10 protein-coding genes and 1 other RNA gene are annotated in these 17,489 nt (G+C 44.1%); 9 read left to right on the forward strand and 2 right to left on the reverse strand.

Going from position 1 to position 17,489, the window contains the following annotated elements; genetic code table 11:
- Positions 1-38 precede the first annotated feature (38 nt).
- A complete protein-coding gene (locus GTH32_RS00365; RefSeq protein WP_163083249.1) occupies positions 39-2,729 on the reverse strand; it encodes a helix-turn-helix transcriptional regulator in 2,691 nt (896 codons plus the stop codon).
- Between the two features lie 277 nt (positions 2,730-3,006).
- Here GTH32_RS00365 and GTH32_RS00370 point away from each other — a divergent pair, with 277 nt between their 5' ends.
- The 5 genes from GTH32_RS00370 (at position 3,007) to GTH32_RS00390 (ending at position 10,900) form a co-directional block, all read left to right on the forward strand.
- On the forward strand, positions 3,007-5,259 hold the full coding sequence (locus GTH32_RS00370; protein WP_246223085.1) for a TonB-dependent receptor: 2,253 nt from the start codon (positions 3,007-3,009) through the stop codon (positions 5,257-5,259).
- Between the two features lie 77 nt (positions 5,260-5,336).
- Positions 5,337-7,406: a hydantoinase/oxoprolinase family protein gene (locus GTH32_RS00375; protein ID WP_163083251.1), complete on the forward strand. Its 2,070-nt coding sequence runs from the start codon at positions 5,337-5,339 to the stop codon at positions 7,404-7,406.
- 4 nt (positions 7,407-7,410) lie between these two features.
- Positions 7,411-9,087 (forward strand): hydantoinase B/oxoprolinase family protein, encoded by a 1,677-nt coding sequence (locus GTH32_RS00380; protein ID WP_246223086.1) that lies wholly within the window; start codon positions 7,411-7,413, stop codon positions 9,085-9,087.
- Positions 9,088-10,380 (forward strand): purine-cytosine permease family protein, encoded by a 1,293-nt coding sequence (locus GTH32_RS00385; protein ID WP_163083252.1) that lies wholly within the window; start codon positions 9,088-9,090, stop codon positions 10,378-10,380.
- The gene (locus tag GTH32_RS00390) at positions 10,370-10,900 is read left to right on the forward strand and encodes a peptidylprolyl isomerase (RefSeq protein ID WP_163083253.1); all 531 of its coding nucleotides are present in this window, start codon (positions 10,370-10,372) and stop codon (positions 10,898-10,900) included. The genes GTH32_RS00385 and GTH32_RS00390 overlap by 11 nt, the downstream gene beginning before the upstream one ends.
- 13 nt (positions 10,901-10,913) lie before the next feature.
- Here GTH32_RS00390 and GTH32_RS00395 read toward each other — a convergent pair whose 3' ends face one another.
- Entirely contained in the window at positions 10,914-12,347 is a 1,434-nt protein-coding gene (locus GTH32_RS00395) for a sensor domain-containing diguanylate cyclase (RefSeq protein WP_163083254.1), read from the reverse strand.
- Between the two features lie 212 nt (positions 12,348-12,559).
- Here GTH32_RS00395 and GTH32_RS00400 point away from each other — a divergent pair, with 212 nt between their 5' ends.
- The 4 genes from GTH32_RS00400 to rnpB all read left to right on the forward strand — a co-directional run bounded on the left by GTH32_RS00400 (position 12,560) and on the right by rnpB (position 17,482).
- The gene (locus GTH32_RS00400; protein ID WP_163083255.1) at positions 12,560-12,943 is read left to right on the forward strand and encodes a hypothetical protein; all 384 of its coding nucleotides are present in this window, start codon (positions 12,560-12,562) and stop codon (positions 12,941-12,943) included.
- An 83-nt stretch (positions 12,944-13,026) separates the two neighbouring features.
- Complete coding sequence (secD, locus tag GTH32_RS00405; RefSeq protein ID WP_163083256.1) at positions 13,027-15,537, forward strand: protein translocase subunit SecD; 2,511 nt, start codon at positions 13,027-13,029, stop codon at positions 15,535-15,537.
- Positions 15,538-15,619: 82 nt separating this feature from the next.
- Complete coding sequence (locus GTH32_RS00410) at positions 15,620-17,083, forward strand: potassium/proton antiporter (RefSeq protein ID WP_163083257.1); 1,464 nt, start codon at positions 15,620-15,622, stop codon at positions 17,081-17,083.
- A gap of 49 nt (positions 17,084-17,132) precedes the next feature.
- Positions 17,133-17,482, forward strand: an RNA gene (gene rnpB, locus GTH32_RS00415) — RNase P RNA component class A.
- The last annotated feature ends 7 nt before the right edge of the window (positions 17,483-17,489 follow it).

Here is a 17,489-nt window from a genome sequence, read left to right on the forward strand (position 1 = left end):
TTACTAAGCCATTGGTTGAGTTTCAATGGCTTCGGTAGTTACTCAATTAAACCAATGGCTCTGGCTTTATTTATCGCGTTAACCCGCTTATCTACATCTAATTTCTTAAAGATGTTCTTAAGATGGAACTTAACTGTGTGGTTAGTCATATAAAGTGCTCGAGCAATCTCTTTGTTAGCGAGGCCATGGGCTAATTGGTTTAATACTTCAGTCTCTCGCTTGCTCAGTGCTTGTTCAAGCGAGTTGTCTTCTTCTCCAAGAAATAACCGGTGATACTGTTTAGCGCATTGGCTTAAAAAAGCAAGTTCTAGTCTGTGTATATTGCTATTTCTAAAGTATTCAATGCACGCTTTAATACTATCTATTGTGAGTCGAGAAAGAAAAAATGGCGTTTTCACTTCAGAGCGCGTAGCGAAGCCTGCAGCACTTATTAAATCGTCAAAGCACAACGATTTTTCACCGCGTGAAGCGTACATAGTAGCCCGCAATACCAGTAGCCGTATCAAGTATAATGTTGCGCCTATTCTCTGTGTGCGGACAATAGCCTCATCAATGTCTGTTTTTGCGTGTTCACTGCTATAGCCTTTTAAGTGTGCTAATCCAAGCGCAAAACATTTTTCACATAACAAAAACCAGTTTTCATGAAGGGCGGCGGTGGGGGATGTAGAACTCCCCAACTCCTTCATCGCAAGCAAAATCTCGTTTGGTTTGCCTTGTGTCATTGCATAAGTTAAGCGATAGATATTACTAAGCGCTTTAAGCCGGGGTAACTGCCTTTTTCTTGCGGTTTCAATACTCAACGCCAATAAGTTAGCAGACGCCTCTCTCATGTTAAAAAGCCGAAAGTACTCGAATTGAGAGGAAAATCCTGCCGCGTATATCTCTGACCATCCATCGGTTGTGCACGCAGTATGTATTAGCTCTTGCATCTTTTCGAATGAAATCGAGCTGGGACTCTGCCAGAATTCTAGAGCAAGTAAATTAATCTCACTGTTTGTCTTTAACCGACTATCTATGCCAAAGTTTTTATTTGCCATTCCAATCGATTCGCTAAGATGTTGTTTCGCTGATTCGAATTTTGCCTGATGTAAAGCTATCTGCCCTAGGTGAAGTACAAGATAGTTTGCGCCAAGTACTGATTCTGCTTGGCGCATGGCACTAAGTCCTTTAACTGCCGCCATTTTCGCATCATTAAACATACCTAGTGCCATAGAGCTTAGCACAATAACAGATTCGATTATTGCAACTCCAAGTAAATCGGCTTTATTCCATCTTGCTAGTTTGTTTTTCATTTCTTGTAATGCAGTAATGTTAATTAGCTCATCACGATAGGAATTCAATAAGCGTCCAACTAGGTATAGATCTCGGCCAAGTAGCTTGTTTGTTGCATGCTGTGTAGTTAGTTTAATTTTATTAAATTGAGCTTCTGCTTCATCAATATACCCGTCTTTTAACAAGGAGTAGACATTTGCCAAACGAACGCGTGGGTGACGTGCGAAATCGGGTGACTGAAAGTTGCGCAATAAACTGCGCATCAAGCCTACTCCCCCATATAAAACAAGTTCCCACCCACCAGCGTTCAAAAATAACTGAGCGGCCCTATCCATATCGCCTGATAGTCTGGCATGTGCTACCGCACTCGATATTTGCTGATTTGATTCAAACCACCGCGATGCTTTCAAGTGAAGTGAGTTAATAAGTTCTGGTTGTTGATGCTTTAGCTTGGTGTATAAAATCTCACAGAACAAGTGGTGATAGCGATACCAAACTTGTTGAGAATCAAGTGATATAAGAAGCGAGCGAATATGGGGCGAGGTGTTGATTAAACCTTGAACATTATCAATACCCGTAACTTCGCTTGCAAGCTCAATATTAAATTGCTCTAAAATAGAGGTATACGTTAAAAACTTACGCTCTTGTGGGGTAGAGCGGTCGAGTATCTGCTCGGTGAAGTAATCAGTAATATATTGCTGCTTACCTTTGAAAAGCGTATCGAGGTTTGTACTTCCCTTATTCGCTACTGTGGCCAGTTGAACGGCCACCGCCCAGCCTTCTGTTTGCTCGAGTAAGGTTTTAGCGTATTGATCACTGGCATCGGGCCCGATAAAGCGCTTTAATTCGTCTAAAGAAAAACTAAGCATTTGTTGATTAATTTCAAAGGCACGATTGCTCAAGACCCGTGATGCTACGTTTACTTGGGGTTGAGAACGGCTACTTATGATTATGCGAAAGTTATAGGGGAGGTGATCTAAAAGTTGATTTATTAACCCGTTAACCTCTACGGATTCAGCGCGATAGAAGTCGTCTAATATCAGTACTACTTTTTCATTTATGCACGATAGCTTTGCTATTAAAAGTGTAGAGACTTGTTCAACAGAAAATTCAACTAAGCATTTATAAGCGGCAAATTCGAGTGATCCTAATGGCAATCCTGCCTCGGTGAGCGCAATAATTAAATAGCTTGCAAAGTGTCGTAAGTCTGTGTCATTTGCATCTAATGATAACCAGGCAACTTTTATATCACGCTGCAATAAAGACTCACGCCACTGAGACAAAAGCGAAGATTTACCAAACCCGGCCGGTGCAACAATAAACCCTGAGCCGATTTCATTTGCATTATTCAGTAAAGATGCCGCCTCTACTCGTTCAATTAGGCGGGCATTCGCTCGTGGCGGAATGAGCTTTGTTCTAATAAACCAAGGCTCGGTAAGCTCGTTATTACTTAGCATTCGTGACATTTTCCTTCAGTTTTACATGTACTGTGCATGCTATCACTTTGCTGCCATTCGTTACTCTCAGTAATACTCTCAAACCACTCATTTATTAATACTGCCCTTTAGGGTAGTTGCTGCTAGCTTTGAAATTATGGGATAACTTTTAAACAAGTTGGCGTTTATGCAAAAAAACGCAGCGGCAATTAGTTATAAGTTGCTGGCCTAGATTATAAAAACTAAATATCTGTCAAACAAGTAAAAAGGAAAACTCATGCCCAGCCGAAGAGTATTATTGACACGCAAGAGTATATTAGCGCTTTCAGTGGGGGTTGTTTCCTTACCTATAAGCAGCCCCTTATATGCGCAAGAAGAAGCGGTTAAATCGCAACAAGAAAAATCAATAGAGAATATTACCGTCACAGCACGTGGACGAGTTGAAACTATTGTCGAAGTACCGCTATCAGAGCGCTATTTTTCTGAAATGGAAATTGAAAACGCGAGAATAAAAGGGGTGGAAGACTTCATTGGATTGACTCCTGGCGTCACTATAGCAAATGCGCAAGACTCTGGTACCAACTTCATTACTATTCGTGGCGTTTCGCAAGTAAGAAATGGTGAACCGCCGGTAGCTGTTGTGGTTGATGATGTTATACAGGTTAATAGCCGTAGTTTCGACCAAGGGCTATTTGACTTGCAAAGTATCGAAGTATTGCGTGGTCCTCAAGGGGCGTTGTATGGGCGAAACGCCACTCAAGGCGCTATCCTCATCAATACGCAAAAGCCTAGTGATATCTTAGAGGGCTATGTGCAAGGTGGGATCGGAAGAGGAAATGAGTACCACATTGAAGGGTCAGTAACTGGGCCTATATCTGATGACGTTGCCTTTCGATTATCTGCTCGTTACTACGATACCGATGGTATATACGACAATATCACCACGGGCGAAAAGATAAACTTTAAGCAAGACACAACGCTGCGTGGACATCTAAGCTTTACACCAACAGACGCCTTGAGTATTGATATTCGAGGAAGCTATTCAGATACTTCTTCTGATGCAAACACCTATACCTATCAGGGGGTAACTATCGATCCTGACACGGGAGAAGTTTCAGGGTATCAAGATGCAAGTGCCTTCGACTCTAATAGTGTGCGTCGTGATACAGCGGCAAATAATAGAGGATTCGATGAGCGACAAACCAGTCAATTGTCTGTACGAGTTAACTATGATTTGGATTGGGTGACAGTAAAGTCTGTTACTGCTTATGACACTCTTGAACAAAGTACAGGTGCCGATCAGTTTCCCTATTCTGCAAATACCAGTGTAAACCCAGGAATTTCATTTGTTGATGGTACACAAAACCAATTCATTGATGTTGAAGCAATTAGCCAAGACCTTCGTTTTATGTCAAACGATGATGAGCTATTGCGTTGGATGTTTGGTGTCTATTATCTAGCGACTGACCGATATATATCTTCAAGCACCGGATACGATTTGGGTATGGGTATTGAAGATGTGACACGTGCTCCTCTTTTAGGAGGCGCAATTAACCCCACAAGTTCATTTTCAGCAGATGACAATGATAACACTGCGTATGCCGGATATTTTAATTTTGCTTACGACATCATCGACGACTTAGAGCTATCTATTGCAGGCCGTTACGATAAAGACAAGCGCAAACAGTATGTTGATGAGCGACAAGGGGCGTACAGCATTGATGGCGAGTACACAGGGGCTATAGGCTCACCGGGCGCGGTTAACGAAGCAGAGTTTTCAAGTTTTCAGCCTAAAGTAAGTTTGCGTTATTTGTTTGACAGTAATACTGCACTCTACACCTCGTGGGGAAAAGGGTTTCGTAGCGGACAGTTCAACCAAAATGGTGTAGGGGCTCAGGCCACAGCACTTGGCTTGAATGTTTCGGACGTTTTAGACCAAGAAAATACAGAAACTTATGAGGTAGGTTTTAAAACAACGCTTCTTGACGGACGTTTGCATACCAGCGGCGCTGTGTATAGCACCGATATTGAAAATGCGCCCTTTTTCGTCTTTGTTGGAGACCTAGGCGCCCAAGTTTTAGTTGGCATTGACGAAATTTCCATCGAGGGTGGAGAAATAGAAGCGTCATACGATATTAGTGACGACCTTAAGATTTATGCAGGTTTTGCTATCAGTGACAGTACGGTGGAAGCATACGACCTAGAGCCGTCTTACGAAGGAAATAAAGCCCCGTATGTTCCTGATACTACGTTTAATACTGGTTTGCAGTATAGAACAGGTATTTCAGACCAATTGGATTTCTTTAGCCGCGTCGATTACCAGCGCCTTGGCGGTCAATATTGGGACCCAGCAAATATTACCAAACGAGAACCTGTTGATTTAACCAATTTGCGAATAGGTATTGAATCAGCAGATGGCGTATGGAGCGTGGTTGGCTCGGTAAATAATCTTTTTGATGAAGAGTATAACGCTGAGTACGTTACGGGGGGCTTTGCCTATGCTGCAGCGCCACGAGTATGGCGTATCGATGTGCGCTATAACTTCTTTTAGCCCGCTTTGTTAACACCACAATTTAATAGATGGGTATTCTGAATTTGGGGTACCCCCTTTCTTTGTTAGGAAATATTATGCAGACTATTCGAGCAGCCAGCGATATTGGCGGCACTTTTACTGATTTAGTTTATTACGAGATGGACCCAAAAACTGGGATGGCATCAGACATAAAAGCGGTTAAAGCCCATACTACCCCTTCCGAATTCCAGCAGGGTGTTCTCAATTCTTTAGAAAAAGCGAATATTCCTCTTGAGGAATTGACCTTTTTTGCCCACGGTTCCACGGTTGTTATCAATGCACTAACTGAGCGAAAAGGGGTGAAAACCGCCCTTATTACGACCAAGGGATTTCGTGATGTTTTAGAAATTGCACGTGGCAATAGACCTGATTTTTTTAATTTGCAATATAGAAAGCCAGACGCTTTTATCCCACGTCATCTACGTTATGAAATCACTGAGCGATTATCATATAATGGCGATGTTATCTCTCCTTTAGCGATTTCTGAACTTGAACCACTGCTTACAAACATGCAAAAGGAAGGCGTGCAAGCTATAGCGGTGTGTCTACTTCACTCCTATGCTAACCCAGAGCATGAACAGGCTATTGCTGACTACATCGCTACGCATTGGCCAGAGGTAACCGTGGTGACTTCCCATCAAATATCTCGTGAGTGGCGAGAGTATGAGCGCACTAATACCGCTGCCCTATGCGCTTATGTGCAACCTATTGCCGCGCAATATTTAGCAAAAATGGAAGAGGCACTAGATGAAAGAGGCTTCGACGGTAAGTTTTATGTTATGCAATCCAACGGGGGGATTGATACTGTTGAGTCAGTGAAGAAAACGCCTATCTCAATTGTCGAATCAGGGCCCGCAAGTGGTGTTTTAGGTGCGGCAGCGCTTGGTAAATTAATTGGTGTAAATAACATTATTGCCTTTGATATTGGTGGCACTACAGCAAAATGTTCACTTATAGACAATGGTCGGGTGAGCTTAACTAGCCAATATATGATTGAAAAAGATGAACGTTCAGCGGGTTACCCTCTTATGACCCCCGTGGTTGATATCGTTGAAATTGGTAATGGTGGAGGTTCTATCGGTTGGATCGATGAATTCAATAAAATGCACGTTGGCCCACAAAGCGCAGGTGCATTTCCCGGACCAGTAGCTTACGGCCAGGGCGGGACATCGCCCACCACAACCGATGCTAATTTGATGTTAGGACGCATTAACCCGAACTATTTTATTGGCGGTGAAATTGTTGCTGATATGGATGCGGTGGAGCATGCGTTTGACACCTTGGGTACGTCATTAGATTTAAGTGCTATAGATACCGCGCGCGGGGTTATCCGCTTAGCAAACCACAACATGAGTAACGCACTTAAGTTAATTTCAATTAATAGAGGCTATGATCCTAGGGACTTCACCCTTCTTGCCTTTGGCGGCGGCGGCGCAATGCATGCTACCGTATTAGCCAAAGAATTAAGTATCCCCCGTGTGATTATTCCTGCCCATGCCTCAGTTTTCTCCGCTTGGGGCATGCTGATGTCCGATTTGCGACGGGACTATATCCGTACCCAACCTGTCGCGTTTGTAGCGTCCAAAGCATCTGAAATATCAAAAACTTTGGAAAGCATGCGTAAAGATGCACTAAGTACATATGTCAAGGAAGGGTTTGAAGAGCAAGATGTATACTTCGAACCGCTATTGGAGATGCGCTATGTTGGGCAAGAGCATACGGTGCAAATCGATGTTGGAACAAGTGAGATAACGGGGGCCGATATCGCCAAACTTATTCAAGATTTCAATAAAGAATATGAAAAGAAATATACCTATTTCTTAGAGAATGATATTGAATTGGTTAGTTACAAGCTTACAGCCTATGCGCGCATTGAGCGTCCTACCCTAGCAAAAATTTCGGCTACAGGTGATATTCAGTCGGCTATTAAAGAAACACGTCCTGTAGATTTCGATGAATCAGGCTTTGTAGACACAGTTATTTATGATCGAGATAAATTGTTTGCAAATGCGCAGTTTAGTGGTCCCGCAATTGTTGAAGAGTCGGGAAGTACAACGGTTATTCTTCCAGGCCAGCAGGTCAACGTAGATGATTACGGCAACTTACATATTGAGATAGGAGCATAGCGCGATGAGTGAAATGGTTAAAAGCAGCGTTAAAATAGACCCGATTACCGTTGAAATCATACAAAATTCAATGCGTGCTATTACCGAAGAAATGTTCGCTACCATGCGTAAAACGGCAATGAGCTCAATTATCTACGAAGTATTAGACTTCGGTGTGGCGATGTTTGACGCCCAGGGGCAGCTAGCAAGCTCTGGCTCGGGAATTCCTGGGTTTATAGGCATGCTAGAGCCTGGCGTAAAGTCTGTGCTAGAGAAATTTGATAAGCCTGACGCAATTCGCGAAGGGGATGTTTTCATGACGAATATCCCTCATCATGGCGGTGTGAGCCACTTAAACGATGTTGTACTTATATTGCCTGTTTATCATGAGGGTACGCTGATTGGTTGGTTAGCAAATAAAGCCCATTGGGTGGATGTGGGCGGTTCTTTCCCTGGGAGTATAAGTGCTGACGCCCTTGATATTTATCAAGAAGGATTGCAGTTACCTTGTATTAAGGTTATCGAGCAATTTACGCCTAATCAGGCAGTCATCGATATTTTTATGGCAAACAGCAGACAGCCCGAGGTGTCAAAAGGTGACTTTTGGGCAGGCATTGCCTCAATGCGAGCAGGCGAAAAACGATTCAAGTCATTAGTTGAAAAGTACAGCTTGCAAGCAGTGGCTTATGCCATTGAAGACTATATTGAACTTGGAGAACGGGTGGCTCGGGCTGCGCTTAAAGCACTACCTAAAGGCACATTTGAAGCTTCAGAGGTAACCGATAATGGACTATCAATTAAAGCCAAAATAACCATTACAGATGAAGAGTTTCTGGTTGATCTTCGCGGTAACCCGCCCACACAGCCTAATGGGTTAAACGCTACCTACGACTCTACCATGGTCGACGCACAAATGTTATTTAAGGCGATAGCTAGCCCCCAGACGTTTGCTAATGCAGGTTCTTTCAGACCAATCCGTTTACTTGTCGATGATGACTCTATGTTTGCAGCTAAATACCCTGCCGCTACTAGCGTATATTACGAAAATAGCATGATGAGCTTTGACCTCGTTTGGAAAGCATTAGCACTTGCTATGCCAGATGCATTAACAGCCGGTCACTATGGCTCTATTTGCGGTACATTTTTAGGCGGGCCTCATCCTAAAACTGGGCATTCACATAGTATCGTAGAGCCGCAAATAGGCGGTTGGGGCGCGAGCTCTAAGTTTGACGGTATAAACGCACTGTATACCGGCTTTCACGGTGAAACCTTTAACGTACCGGTAGAAATATCCGAGCAACGTAATGGATTACAAATAGATCGTTTAGCCCTAAACGATGAAGAAGGTGGCGAAGGTGAAACCAATGGGGGTAAAGGGATTAAATTAGACTACAGAGTATTAACTGACAATTGGTGGCTAACGATGGCATATGTCCGCTCAGAGAATGGCCCATGGGGGCTAAAAGGCGGTAATAGGGGCTCTACCAACTACGTAAATGTAGTGAGAACATCAGGCGAAACACAGCGCTATAGTGTGTGTACTGCCCTTCCTTTAAATGAAGGCGATGTAGTTCAGGTTGTCACTGCAAATGGCGGCGGTTTTGGCAACCCGGCTAACCGTCCAAAAGAAAAGGTGCTAGATGATATTAAAAATGGATACGTTACCTATGAAAGAGCGCAAGAAGTCTATGGTATCAACTAAATGAGTAAAGTAGATGGTGTAAAAGCAAAGTCCAATGACTTTGCTTTATCTTCAGTCCCCGAGTCTCAAACGAAGTCGGGCTGGAATCTTGCGTTTATCATTATTGGTGGCATCGTAGGTTTTTCGGTTTTTCTTGTTTCCTCTCAGATCGGGGGCTCGCTTGGCTATCGAGATGCAACGATTGCATTTTTGTTTGGAGGGGGAATACTCGGCTGTCTCGGGGCTGTGACAAGTTATGTTGCGGCAAGAAGCCGCCTATCTACCTACATGTTAACGGAGTTTGCCTTTGGCCGACAAGGAGCCAAGATAGCCAATGTAGTTATTGCTATATCGCTTATTGGGTGGTATGCCGTAATTAGTAATTTTCTTGGACAGGCATTGCAACATGTTTTGCATGATATTCTAGGGCTGCTCATCCCTGTTTATCTACTGACCATTATTGCTAGTGCTTTGATGATTGCGGTTACATTAAATGGCTTCTCTGGTATCGATAAACTGGCTTTAGCATTAGTTCCTTTTATGATCGCATTTTTATTCTATGCAGCCTTTAAAAGTGACCCATTTAGTACCACAAATCAGCTGGTTATTAATGAAAGTGCATTTACCTTTAAAACGGCAGTCTCAGCAGTTGTAGGCAGCTATATTGCTGGTGTGGTAATACAGCCTGATTACAGCCGTTTTGCTATAAACAAAAAGCAGGCTGTATGGTCAGTACTTATCTCTTTGGGAGTGGGATATCCAATTATTATGGTGCTGTCAGCAATTCCAAGTATGGTAGCTGGGAACGCTGATTTACTGGCAGTTATGTCTACGATTGGTCTTGTTATACCAGCAAGTCTTTTATTATTGTTTGGTTCTTGGTCGAGTAACGTACTATGCCTTTACTCTTCAGCACTATCTATTTCCACTTTACTTCCGAAAATTTCCCTAAAAAGAATTATTTTCACCATTGGGGTTGTAGGTACGTCGTTAGCGTTAGTTCAGGCGCAGAGCTACCTAATAGGTTTTTTGGTTATATTAGGGCTCACTATTCCGCCAATCGGTGCTATTTATTGTACGGAGGTTTTGATAGCACGCCGTCATGGCTGCAATATTGAAGACTTAGGATCTGAGCCAGCAGTTAGAAGTATTGGGTTTATATCATGGTTTGTCGGCACGTTTATCGGTTATTTAAGTCAAAACGATGTCGTTAATTTAACGTCTATCCCCTCTTTGGATGCGTTGTTAGCTTCATCGCTATTGTTTGGTGGTGTAAGGGCGTTACAAGCAAGGGCGGTGTTGTATGAAAACTGATGTCATTAAAATACGCTTTGAAAGCACCCTGGGCGAGTGGACAGCTAATTTATATCCAGCACTCGCGCCAAAGACGGTCTCTTATTTTATTAACCTCATTAATACTCGAGAATTAGACAATACAAATATTTATAGAATTGTATCGCTTAATAACCAACCTGTTAGCCTAGAGGAAAAAATTGAAGTCATTCAAGGTGGGCATGCTATCCCGACGGACAGCGAATCCTTCGACTTTTTGAGTCATGAATCTACGCATATGACGGGAATGCGACATACTAAATACACGCTTTCAATGCCGCGTTTTGGTCTTAATGAGGTGTATCGAAGTTTCTTTATCACGATGGGTGAGTACGCGTGTCTTGACTATTTAGGAAAAAGACACAAAGATACACAGGGGTTTGCGGCGTTTGGTAAAATAACCAGTGGGTTTGAGATCTTAGGTCGTATCTTTAGCCGTGCCGAACACTCTGATATGTTGTCGAACAAAATTAACCTCATATCGGTCAAAGTCGTCAAATAGTGTATTAATCTACTCAATTATAAAGAGACTTTGAAGCGACATCCCGGCATCGCAGTGTTTGATTTCGTCCGGCGCGCTTGGCCGCAAGCAAACTACTATCTGCTAATTCAAATGCGTGTTGAAATGGTTTTTTCGGATCAAGTTCGCTAACACCAAAACTGCAGGTTATAGTCAAAGCAGGGTGGGGGAAGGTTAACCTTTCTACACGTTGGCGCATCTGTTCTGCTACCGCTACTGCGTCGTCTTCGTTGGTTTGTGGTAACATTACCATAAACTCGTCACCGCCAAATCTGCCAAGAATATCGCTTTCCCGGAGGGATTCTTTAACTTCAAGGGCAATATTTCGTAGAACCTCGTCACCAGTAGAATGACCAAATGAGTCATTTACCGCTTTAAACTTATCCACATCAATTAAAATAAGCGAAATAGCTTGCCGGTATCGCTTCGCTTGCTTCATCTGATGCTCTGCTAACGTGAAAAAGTAGTCTCGAGTAACCGTACCCGTGAGGTGATCGGTTTGATTTTTTTGGTGTAATTCTCGGTTTGCTGATAGTAACGCAGGAACACCCATAACGAAATACACGCAGCACGCGACTACGCTTAAAGCCACTTGATAAATAAAAGCAAGGGTATCTATGCCATAGAGGGTGACTAAAGCCGCCGTAGTTACACTGTAAAGCGCAAGGCTCAATATCGACCGAAATGGAGTTTCAGTGTAGACAATCCACATCTGAGGAAGGGCGAGAAAAAACACAAAGCAGGCAATTTCCGGTGAGTTAAATAGATGGGCCAAAGTAACCACGGTGGTTAGTAATAGCGTACTAAACGCTAATTTGATGCCATAGCCCCACCGTTTATCGTGTAGTGGCGAGCTATATTGTAAGGCAGTAAGTAACCCGCGTTTAGGATAAAGGCGATTCATAAACGCCACAAAAAGAGGGCTAAGAACGAGAATGCCCGATAAGTCACCTATCCACCATCCCAGTACGCTTTGACTAAGCGTATCAAGGGTGAGTCCATCGTATAACGTAAGTACGCCACCTATCGCCATACATAAACTTGAAATTGCTGCAACTGTCATAAACCGCATAACCACATGATAGAGGTTATAGCTATCTATACGATTGATTACACCACGTAATAAATGTGCACTTATTCCGTAAATAAAGGAATGGATAAGTGCGAATTGGGTACCAGAGAAAAGAAGGTGTTGAAGCGTTCTTTCATCGTTATAGATATGGTGTTCCCAAATTGTAGATAAAATACAGGCGAGAGAAATTGTGCCAATGACCCGCCAACCTCCAAGTAAAAAAGCGGCAAACGTAAGGCCAGCAGGGGGAAACCAGATGCTGGCGTGGGGGGCATACTCCATTAACACGGCAAGCCGCCAAAGCGCAAGCCAAGAAAACACGAGTAATAAATGTTTGCCAACTACAGAAAGCTTCATAACCGTTACATTACTTCTTATTGTTAGGGATAACCACGTGATTTTCCCTTAAAGTGTACTCACAAACCAATGAAAGGGTAATAAAATTAATAAGTGCACTAAGTCCTACAGAAATTATCAACGCCGCATCTTTGAATTTATCGGCTTGCCCCCATAATAGAAAAAACGTGCCAGGCTAATATTTACTTTCTAGCCACCTTTACTAAGTTTAAATGACACAACAATACTTTCAGATTTCGCCGTTATCAAAGGCGCCAAATTCTGCTGCGCCCTTTTTTATGGCGTGGTTATTGTCGTTTGTGTTATTCAACGTTGCTTTTTTTGCTGAAAGCGCTAAAGCCACACCGTCAGCAACCCCTTTGTCACCAGCAGTGGCGTTTTACGATATAGGGGGGGCACTAGCCGCACGTTTTTCCAATATCGCTGAGAAACAATACGGCCAAAGTGATCAGCACGGTTTTTTACCCCCAAACCGTCTTCGCTTAAGTTTATCTCGCGTATTGGGGTATTTTAGCGCTTTTTTCTATACACAGCCGGCGTACCCAATAGCCAGTTGGAAAGGTATTTCAAAACGGGGGCCGCCCGAATTCCTGTGATTTCTCAATTGTAATTCCATATCTGCCTAAAATTATTATTTTTTGAGGCATTTTGTTTTATTCTTTTTACAGGAACACTCCTTATGACACGATTCTCTATTCGTGGCGTTATTTATGTATTGGTGGTTATTTTAGGCCTACTATGCGCTGCCCCCAATATGTTGCCATTATCAGTTAAAACGTACCTACCTCACTGGTATACACAAACTACGTTATCTCTAGGTCTCGACTTGCAGGGCGGCTCGCATTTGCTGCTTGAAGCAGATACTAACAGCCTGTTTGCCAGGCAATTAGAAAGTTATAGCGATAACTTATTGCAAGCTTTACGAGAAAAAGGCGTGCGCTACACCAAACACACTAGTGCTCGCGCGCAAGCAGTTAGCATTAGTTTGCGCAACCTTGAACATGCTGCGAAGGTAAAATCTTTGGCTAATGAAGTCTCTGCCCAAGGCGATGGTACACGCGCTTTGGCTGTAGATACTTCAGGGGCCAATATCACCTTAACATTAGATGAAAACTATAAAAAAGCACTTGAAAAAGACGCTATTAACCGGGCTGTGGAAGTGGTTAGAAACCGACTGGATGAAACGGGCCTCACTGAACCCAATGTTTCCCGCCAGGGCAGCACCGCCATTTTAGTGCAAATGCCCGGCGTGTCAGACCCTTCGCAGGTTAAAGCTCTTTTAGGTACTACCGCACAAATGCGCTTTCATTGGCAGGCGAACAGTCAAACGCAAGAGCGTATCACCCGTATAGACACCCATGATAGGCCATACCAACTTGATGCGCGGGTGGCAATGGAAGGTGAACATATTACCGATGCTACTGCCGCTTTTAGTCCCGAGACGGGTCAACCGGTAGTAACCTTTAGGTTGGACAATGAAGGCGCCCGCCAATTTGCCTCGATGACGCAAAAAAATGTCGGCAGGGTACTTGCCGTGGTGTTAGACGATACCGTGGTGACAGCGCCCGTAATTAATGGCGCTATCCCCGGCGGGCGAGGCGAAATTGTAGGTAGTTTTACCATGAGCGAAGCACAGGACGTCGCACTAATGCTACGCACCGGAGCGCTACCAGTACCCTTAACGATAGTAGAAGAGCGCAGTGTTGGGCCAGATCTTGGTAGCGATGCAATTCAAAGTGGAGTAATTAGTGGCGTGGCCGGAGGGCTGGCGGTACTGGCCTTTATGGTGGGTATCTATGGGCGTTGGGGAGCCATAGCTAGCGTAGCTTTGTCCGTAAATATGGCGCTGGTTTTTGGTGTATTAACCTTACTGGGCGCTACACTTACTTTGCCCGGCATCGCAGGCTTAATTCTCACCATGGGAATGGCTGTTGATGCGAACATTCTTATTAACGAACGCATTCGAGAAGAAACTAAGGGAGGGCGCCCCGCCGGTAGCGCTTTAAGCGCGGGGTTTAACAGTGCAATAAGTACCATCGTCGATTCCAACATGACCACGCTAATAGCGGTTAGCCTATTGTTTATGTTTGGTAGCGGCCCTGTAAAAGGGTTCGCGGTTACTATAGCAATTGGGTTAATTACTTCTTTATTTACCTCAGTAGCACTTACCAAAATGATTATGCAGTGGGTAACACGTAAAGCGTCAAGAGAGCCGCTGCGTTTCACCGCGCCTTTACTCATGCTGGCAGACAAACGTCCTACACTTCATGTGCTAAAACGGTGGAAGTTAGCATTAATGGTATCGGTCTTATTTACAAGTGCGTCGATAGGCCTATTTTATAAACCGGGGCTTAACGATGGGGTGGATTTTACCGGTGGCACTATGATTGAGCTCGAAGCGCCAGGGCTCTCAACAGATGCCTTGCGTGGTGCTTTATCCGCACAAGGTATGCACAAAATTACTCTGCAAGAATATGATGAACCTGGCTATTACTTATTGCGGGCCCCCGCAGAAGTGCAGGGCGAGGCGCGCACTCAGCAAGTGGAAAACATCAAACAGATAATTTCTCAAGCAGATAAAGATGTCGTGTTTCATAAGGTCGACATGGTGGGGCCAAAAGTAAGTAACGGATTTGCCGAACTATCCATTCTTGCACTATTGATTGCCGGCACGGGCATGCTAATTTACTTATGGGTACGCTATGAAGCCCATTTCGCCAGCGCCGCTTTACTTACTGTAGCCTTAGATCTCACTAAAACCATTGGTTTTTTTGCTTTAACTGGTATCGAGTTCAACTTAACGGCAGTGGCGGCACTTTTAGCGCTCATTGGTTACTCAATTAATGATAAAGTAGTAGTGTTAGATAGAGTAAGAGAACTGATACGCCAAGACAGCACAAGAAAGTTAAACGTCGTTATTGATGAGGCGATAAATACAACCTTAAGCAGGACTATATTTACGTCTTTAACTACGTTGCTTGCGTTATTCCCCATGGCGATATGGGGGGGCGAAGCGGTAAGAAGCTTTGCGCTTCCTATGGTTTTCGCAGTAATTATAGGAACATCGTCAACACTCTTTATAACTTCTGCGCTACTTTATTTACTAGGTAAACGAAGAGCGCGCCAAGGGAAAGCACAATTGAGACCTACTTCTGAAGAAGTTAAAGCGTCTCTTGCTCATATTCCTTGAAATTAATAATGGGGGGCCTATTAAAATGATGGAAAGGCTCCCCTCACACTATCGCAATGTAAAATGAAAAGGAGAATGAAGGTTGTTTGCGGTTGATCATATTATCTTGCTTAGTGCGGTATTGGCCCTGTTCGGTGTGCTGATAAGTAAATTGTCACCCCGTTTCGGTGTGCCTGTGCTCGTCCTATTCTTAGGTGTAGGAATGCTGGCAGGAGAAGATGGTATTGGGCGTATCTCTTTCGACAATGCCGATGCCGCTCATAGTATTGGTACCCTAGCCCTTATTCTCATTTTGTTCGATGGCGGTATTCAAACGTCTAAAAAGTCGATAAAGAACGCGTGGAAACCTGCCTCACTGTTGGCCACCCTAGGGGTAATAGGCACCGCCTCTATTACCGGGCTCGCAGCCATGTACATTCTCGACTTACCCTTATACTTAGGCCTATTGCTAGGCGCAATTGTTGGTTCTACCGATGCGGCCGCTGTTTTTTCTGTGATGCGCAATGCAGGTATTAAGATACCTGAAAAAATAAAATCCACGTTAGAGTTAGAAAGCGCATCGAATGATCCTATGGCAATATTTCTCACCATTGGCTTAATTACGCTTATACAAGATGGTAGTACTAAACCAAGCGAGTTGTTTCTCTTATTCATCAATCAAATGGGGGTTGGTGCGCTTACAGGCTTACTCGTCGGTGGGCTAGCGGTGTGGTTATTCCGCCGAGTTAAACTTATGGCAATTGGTTTATATCCTGTGTTTGTCATGTTGTTTGGCGTGCTGGCGTTTGGCCTTGCTGCAAACCTAGGGGGGAGCGGTTTCCTTGCTACCTTTATTACCGGGGTTATCGTGGGGAATAGCCGCTTTGCCTATCAACGCAATACGTTTTTATTTCTTGATGGATTAGCGTGGTTAGGCCAAATAGCAATGTTCGTAATTTTAGGCTTACTTGTTACGCCTTCGGAATTACTGCATAGCTGGAAAGAGGGGCTGTTAATTGCAATGGTGCTAATTTTTATCGCGCGGCCTTTAGTGGCCATGCCTATCTTGTTATTAAGCCGGTTTACTTTTCGCGCCTCTGTGCTCATTTCCTGGGTGGGCTTGCGGGGGTCCGTGCCTATTATCCTTGCGATATTCCCGCTAATTTATAATTTGCCTAGCGCAGAGCTCATTTTCAATGTGGTATTTTTCATTGTCATTATTTCTGCTCTTCTCCAAGGCGGAAGCCTTCCTGTAGCGGCGCGCAAACTAGGTTTAGTGTTAAAAACCCCCGCTCACGAATCGAATACCCTCGAGATAGTGAAGGTAGCAAAAAATAAGCGTGAACTGATTGAAATTACGATTAATGAAGACTGTGCGGGGGTAGATAAAACCATTGCACAGCTAGGGCTTCCGGTGGATACCGTAGTGGCTTTAGTCGCGCGGGGTGAAAACACTCTTATCCCTAAAGGCAGCACCTGCTTACGGGCAGACGATCACGTATTTGTCATTACTAAATTAATGGATAAAACGAAAGTTGAGAGATGTTTTTACGGTGATGGAAATTAGCCCATAAGGGGAGTCGCTAATTGGCTTAACTTCATGTAGAATGCGCCGCGGAGTTGGCCAGACAATCGCCGCTTTCTTAGGAAAGGGGAGGAAAGTCCGGGCTCCAAAGGGCAGGGTGCCAGATAACGTCTGGGCGGCGTAAGCCGACGACAAGTGCAGCAGAGAGAAGACCGCCTAAGCCAGCAATGGCCGGTAAGGCTGAAAGGGTGCGGTAAGAGCGCACCGCGCACCTGGTAACAGGTTGCGGCAAGGTAAACTCCACCCGGAGCAAGACCAAATAGGATCCCTCAACGTGTTGCCCGCATGGGGATCGGGTAGGTTGCTTGAATCAGTGAGCGATTGCTGATCTAGAGGAATGATTGTCCACGACAGAACCCGGCTTATCGGCCAACTCCACCTTTTTAAC

This window comes from Alteromonas profundi, assembly GCF_010500865.1.
Classification (GTDB): domain Bacteria; phylum Pseudomonadota; class Gammaproteobacteria; order Enterobacterales; family Alteromonadaceae; genus Alteromonas; species Alteromonas profundi.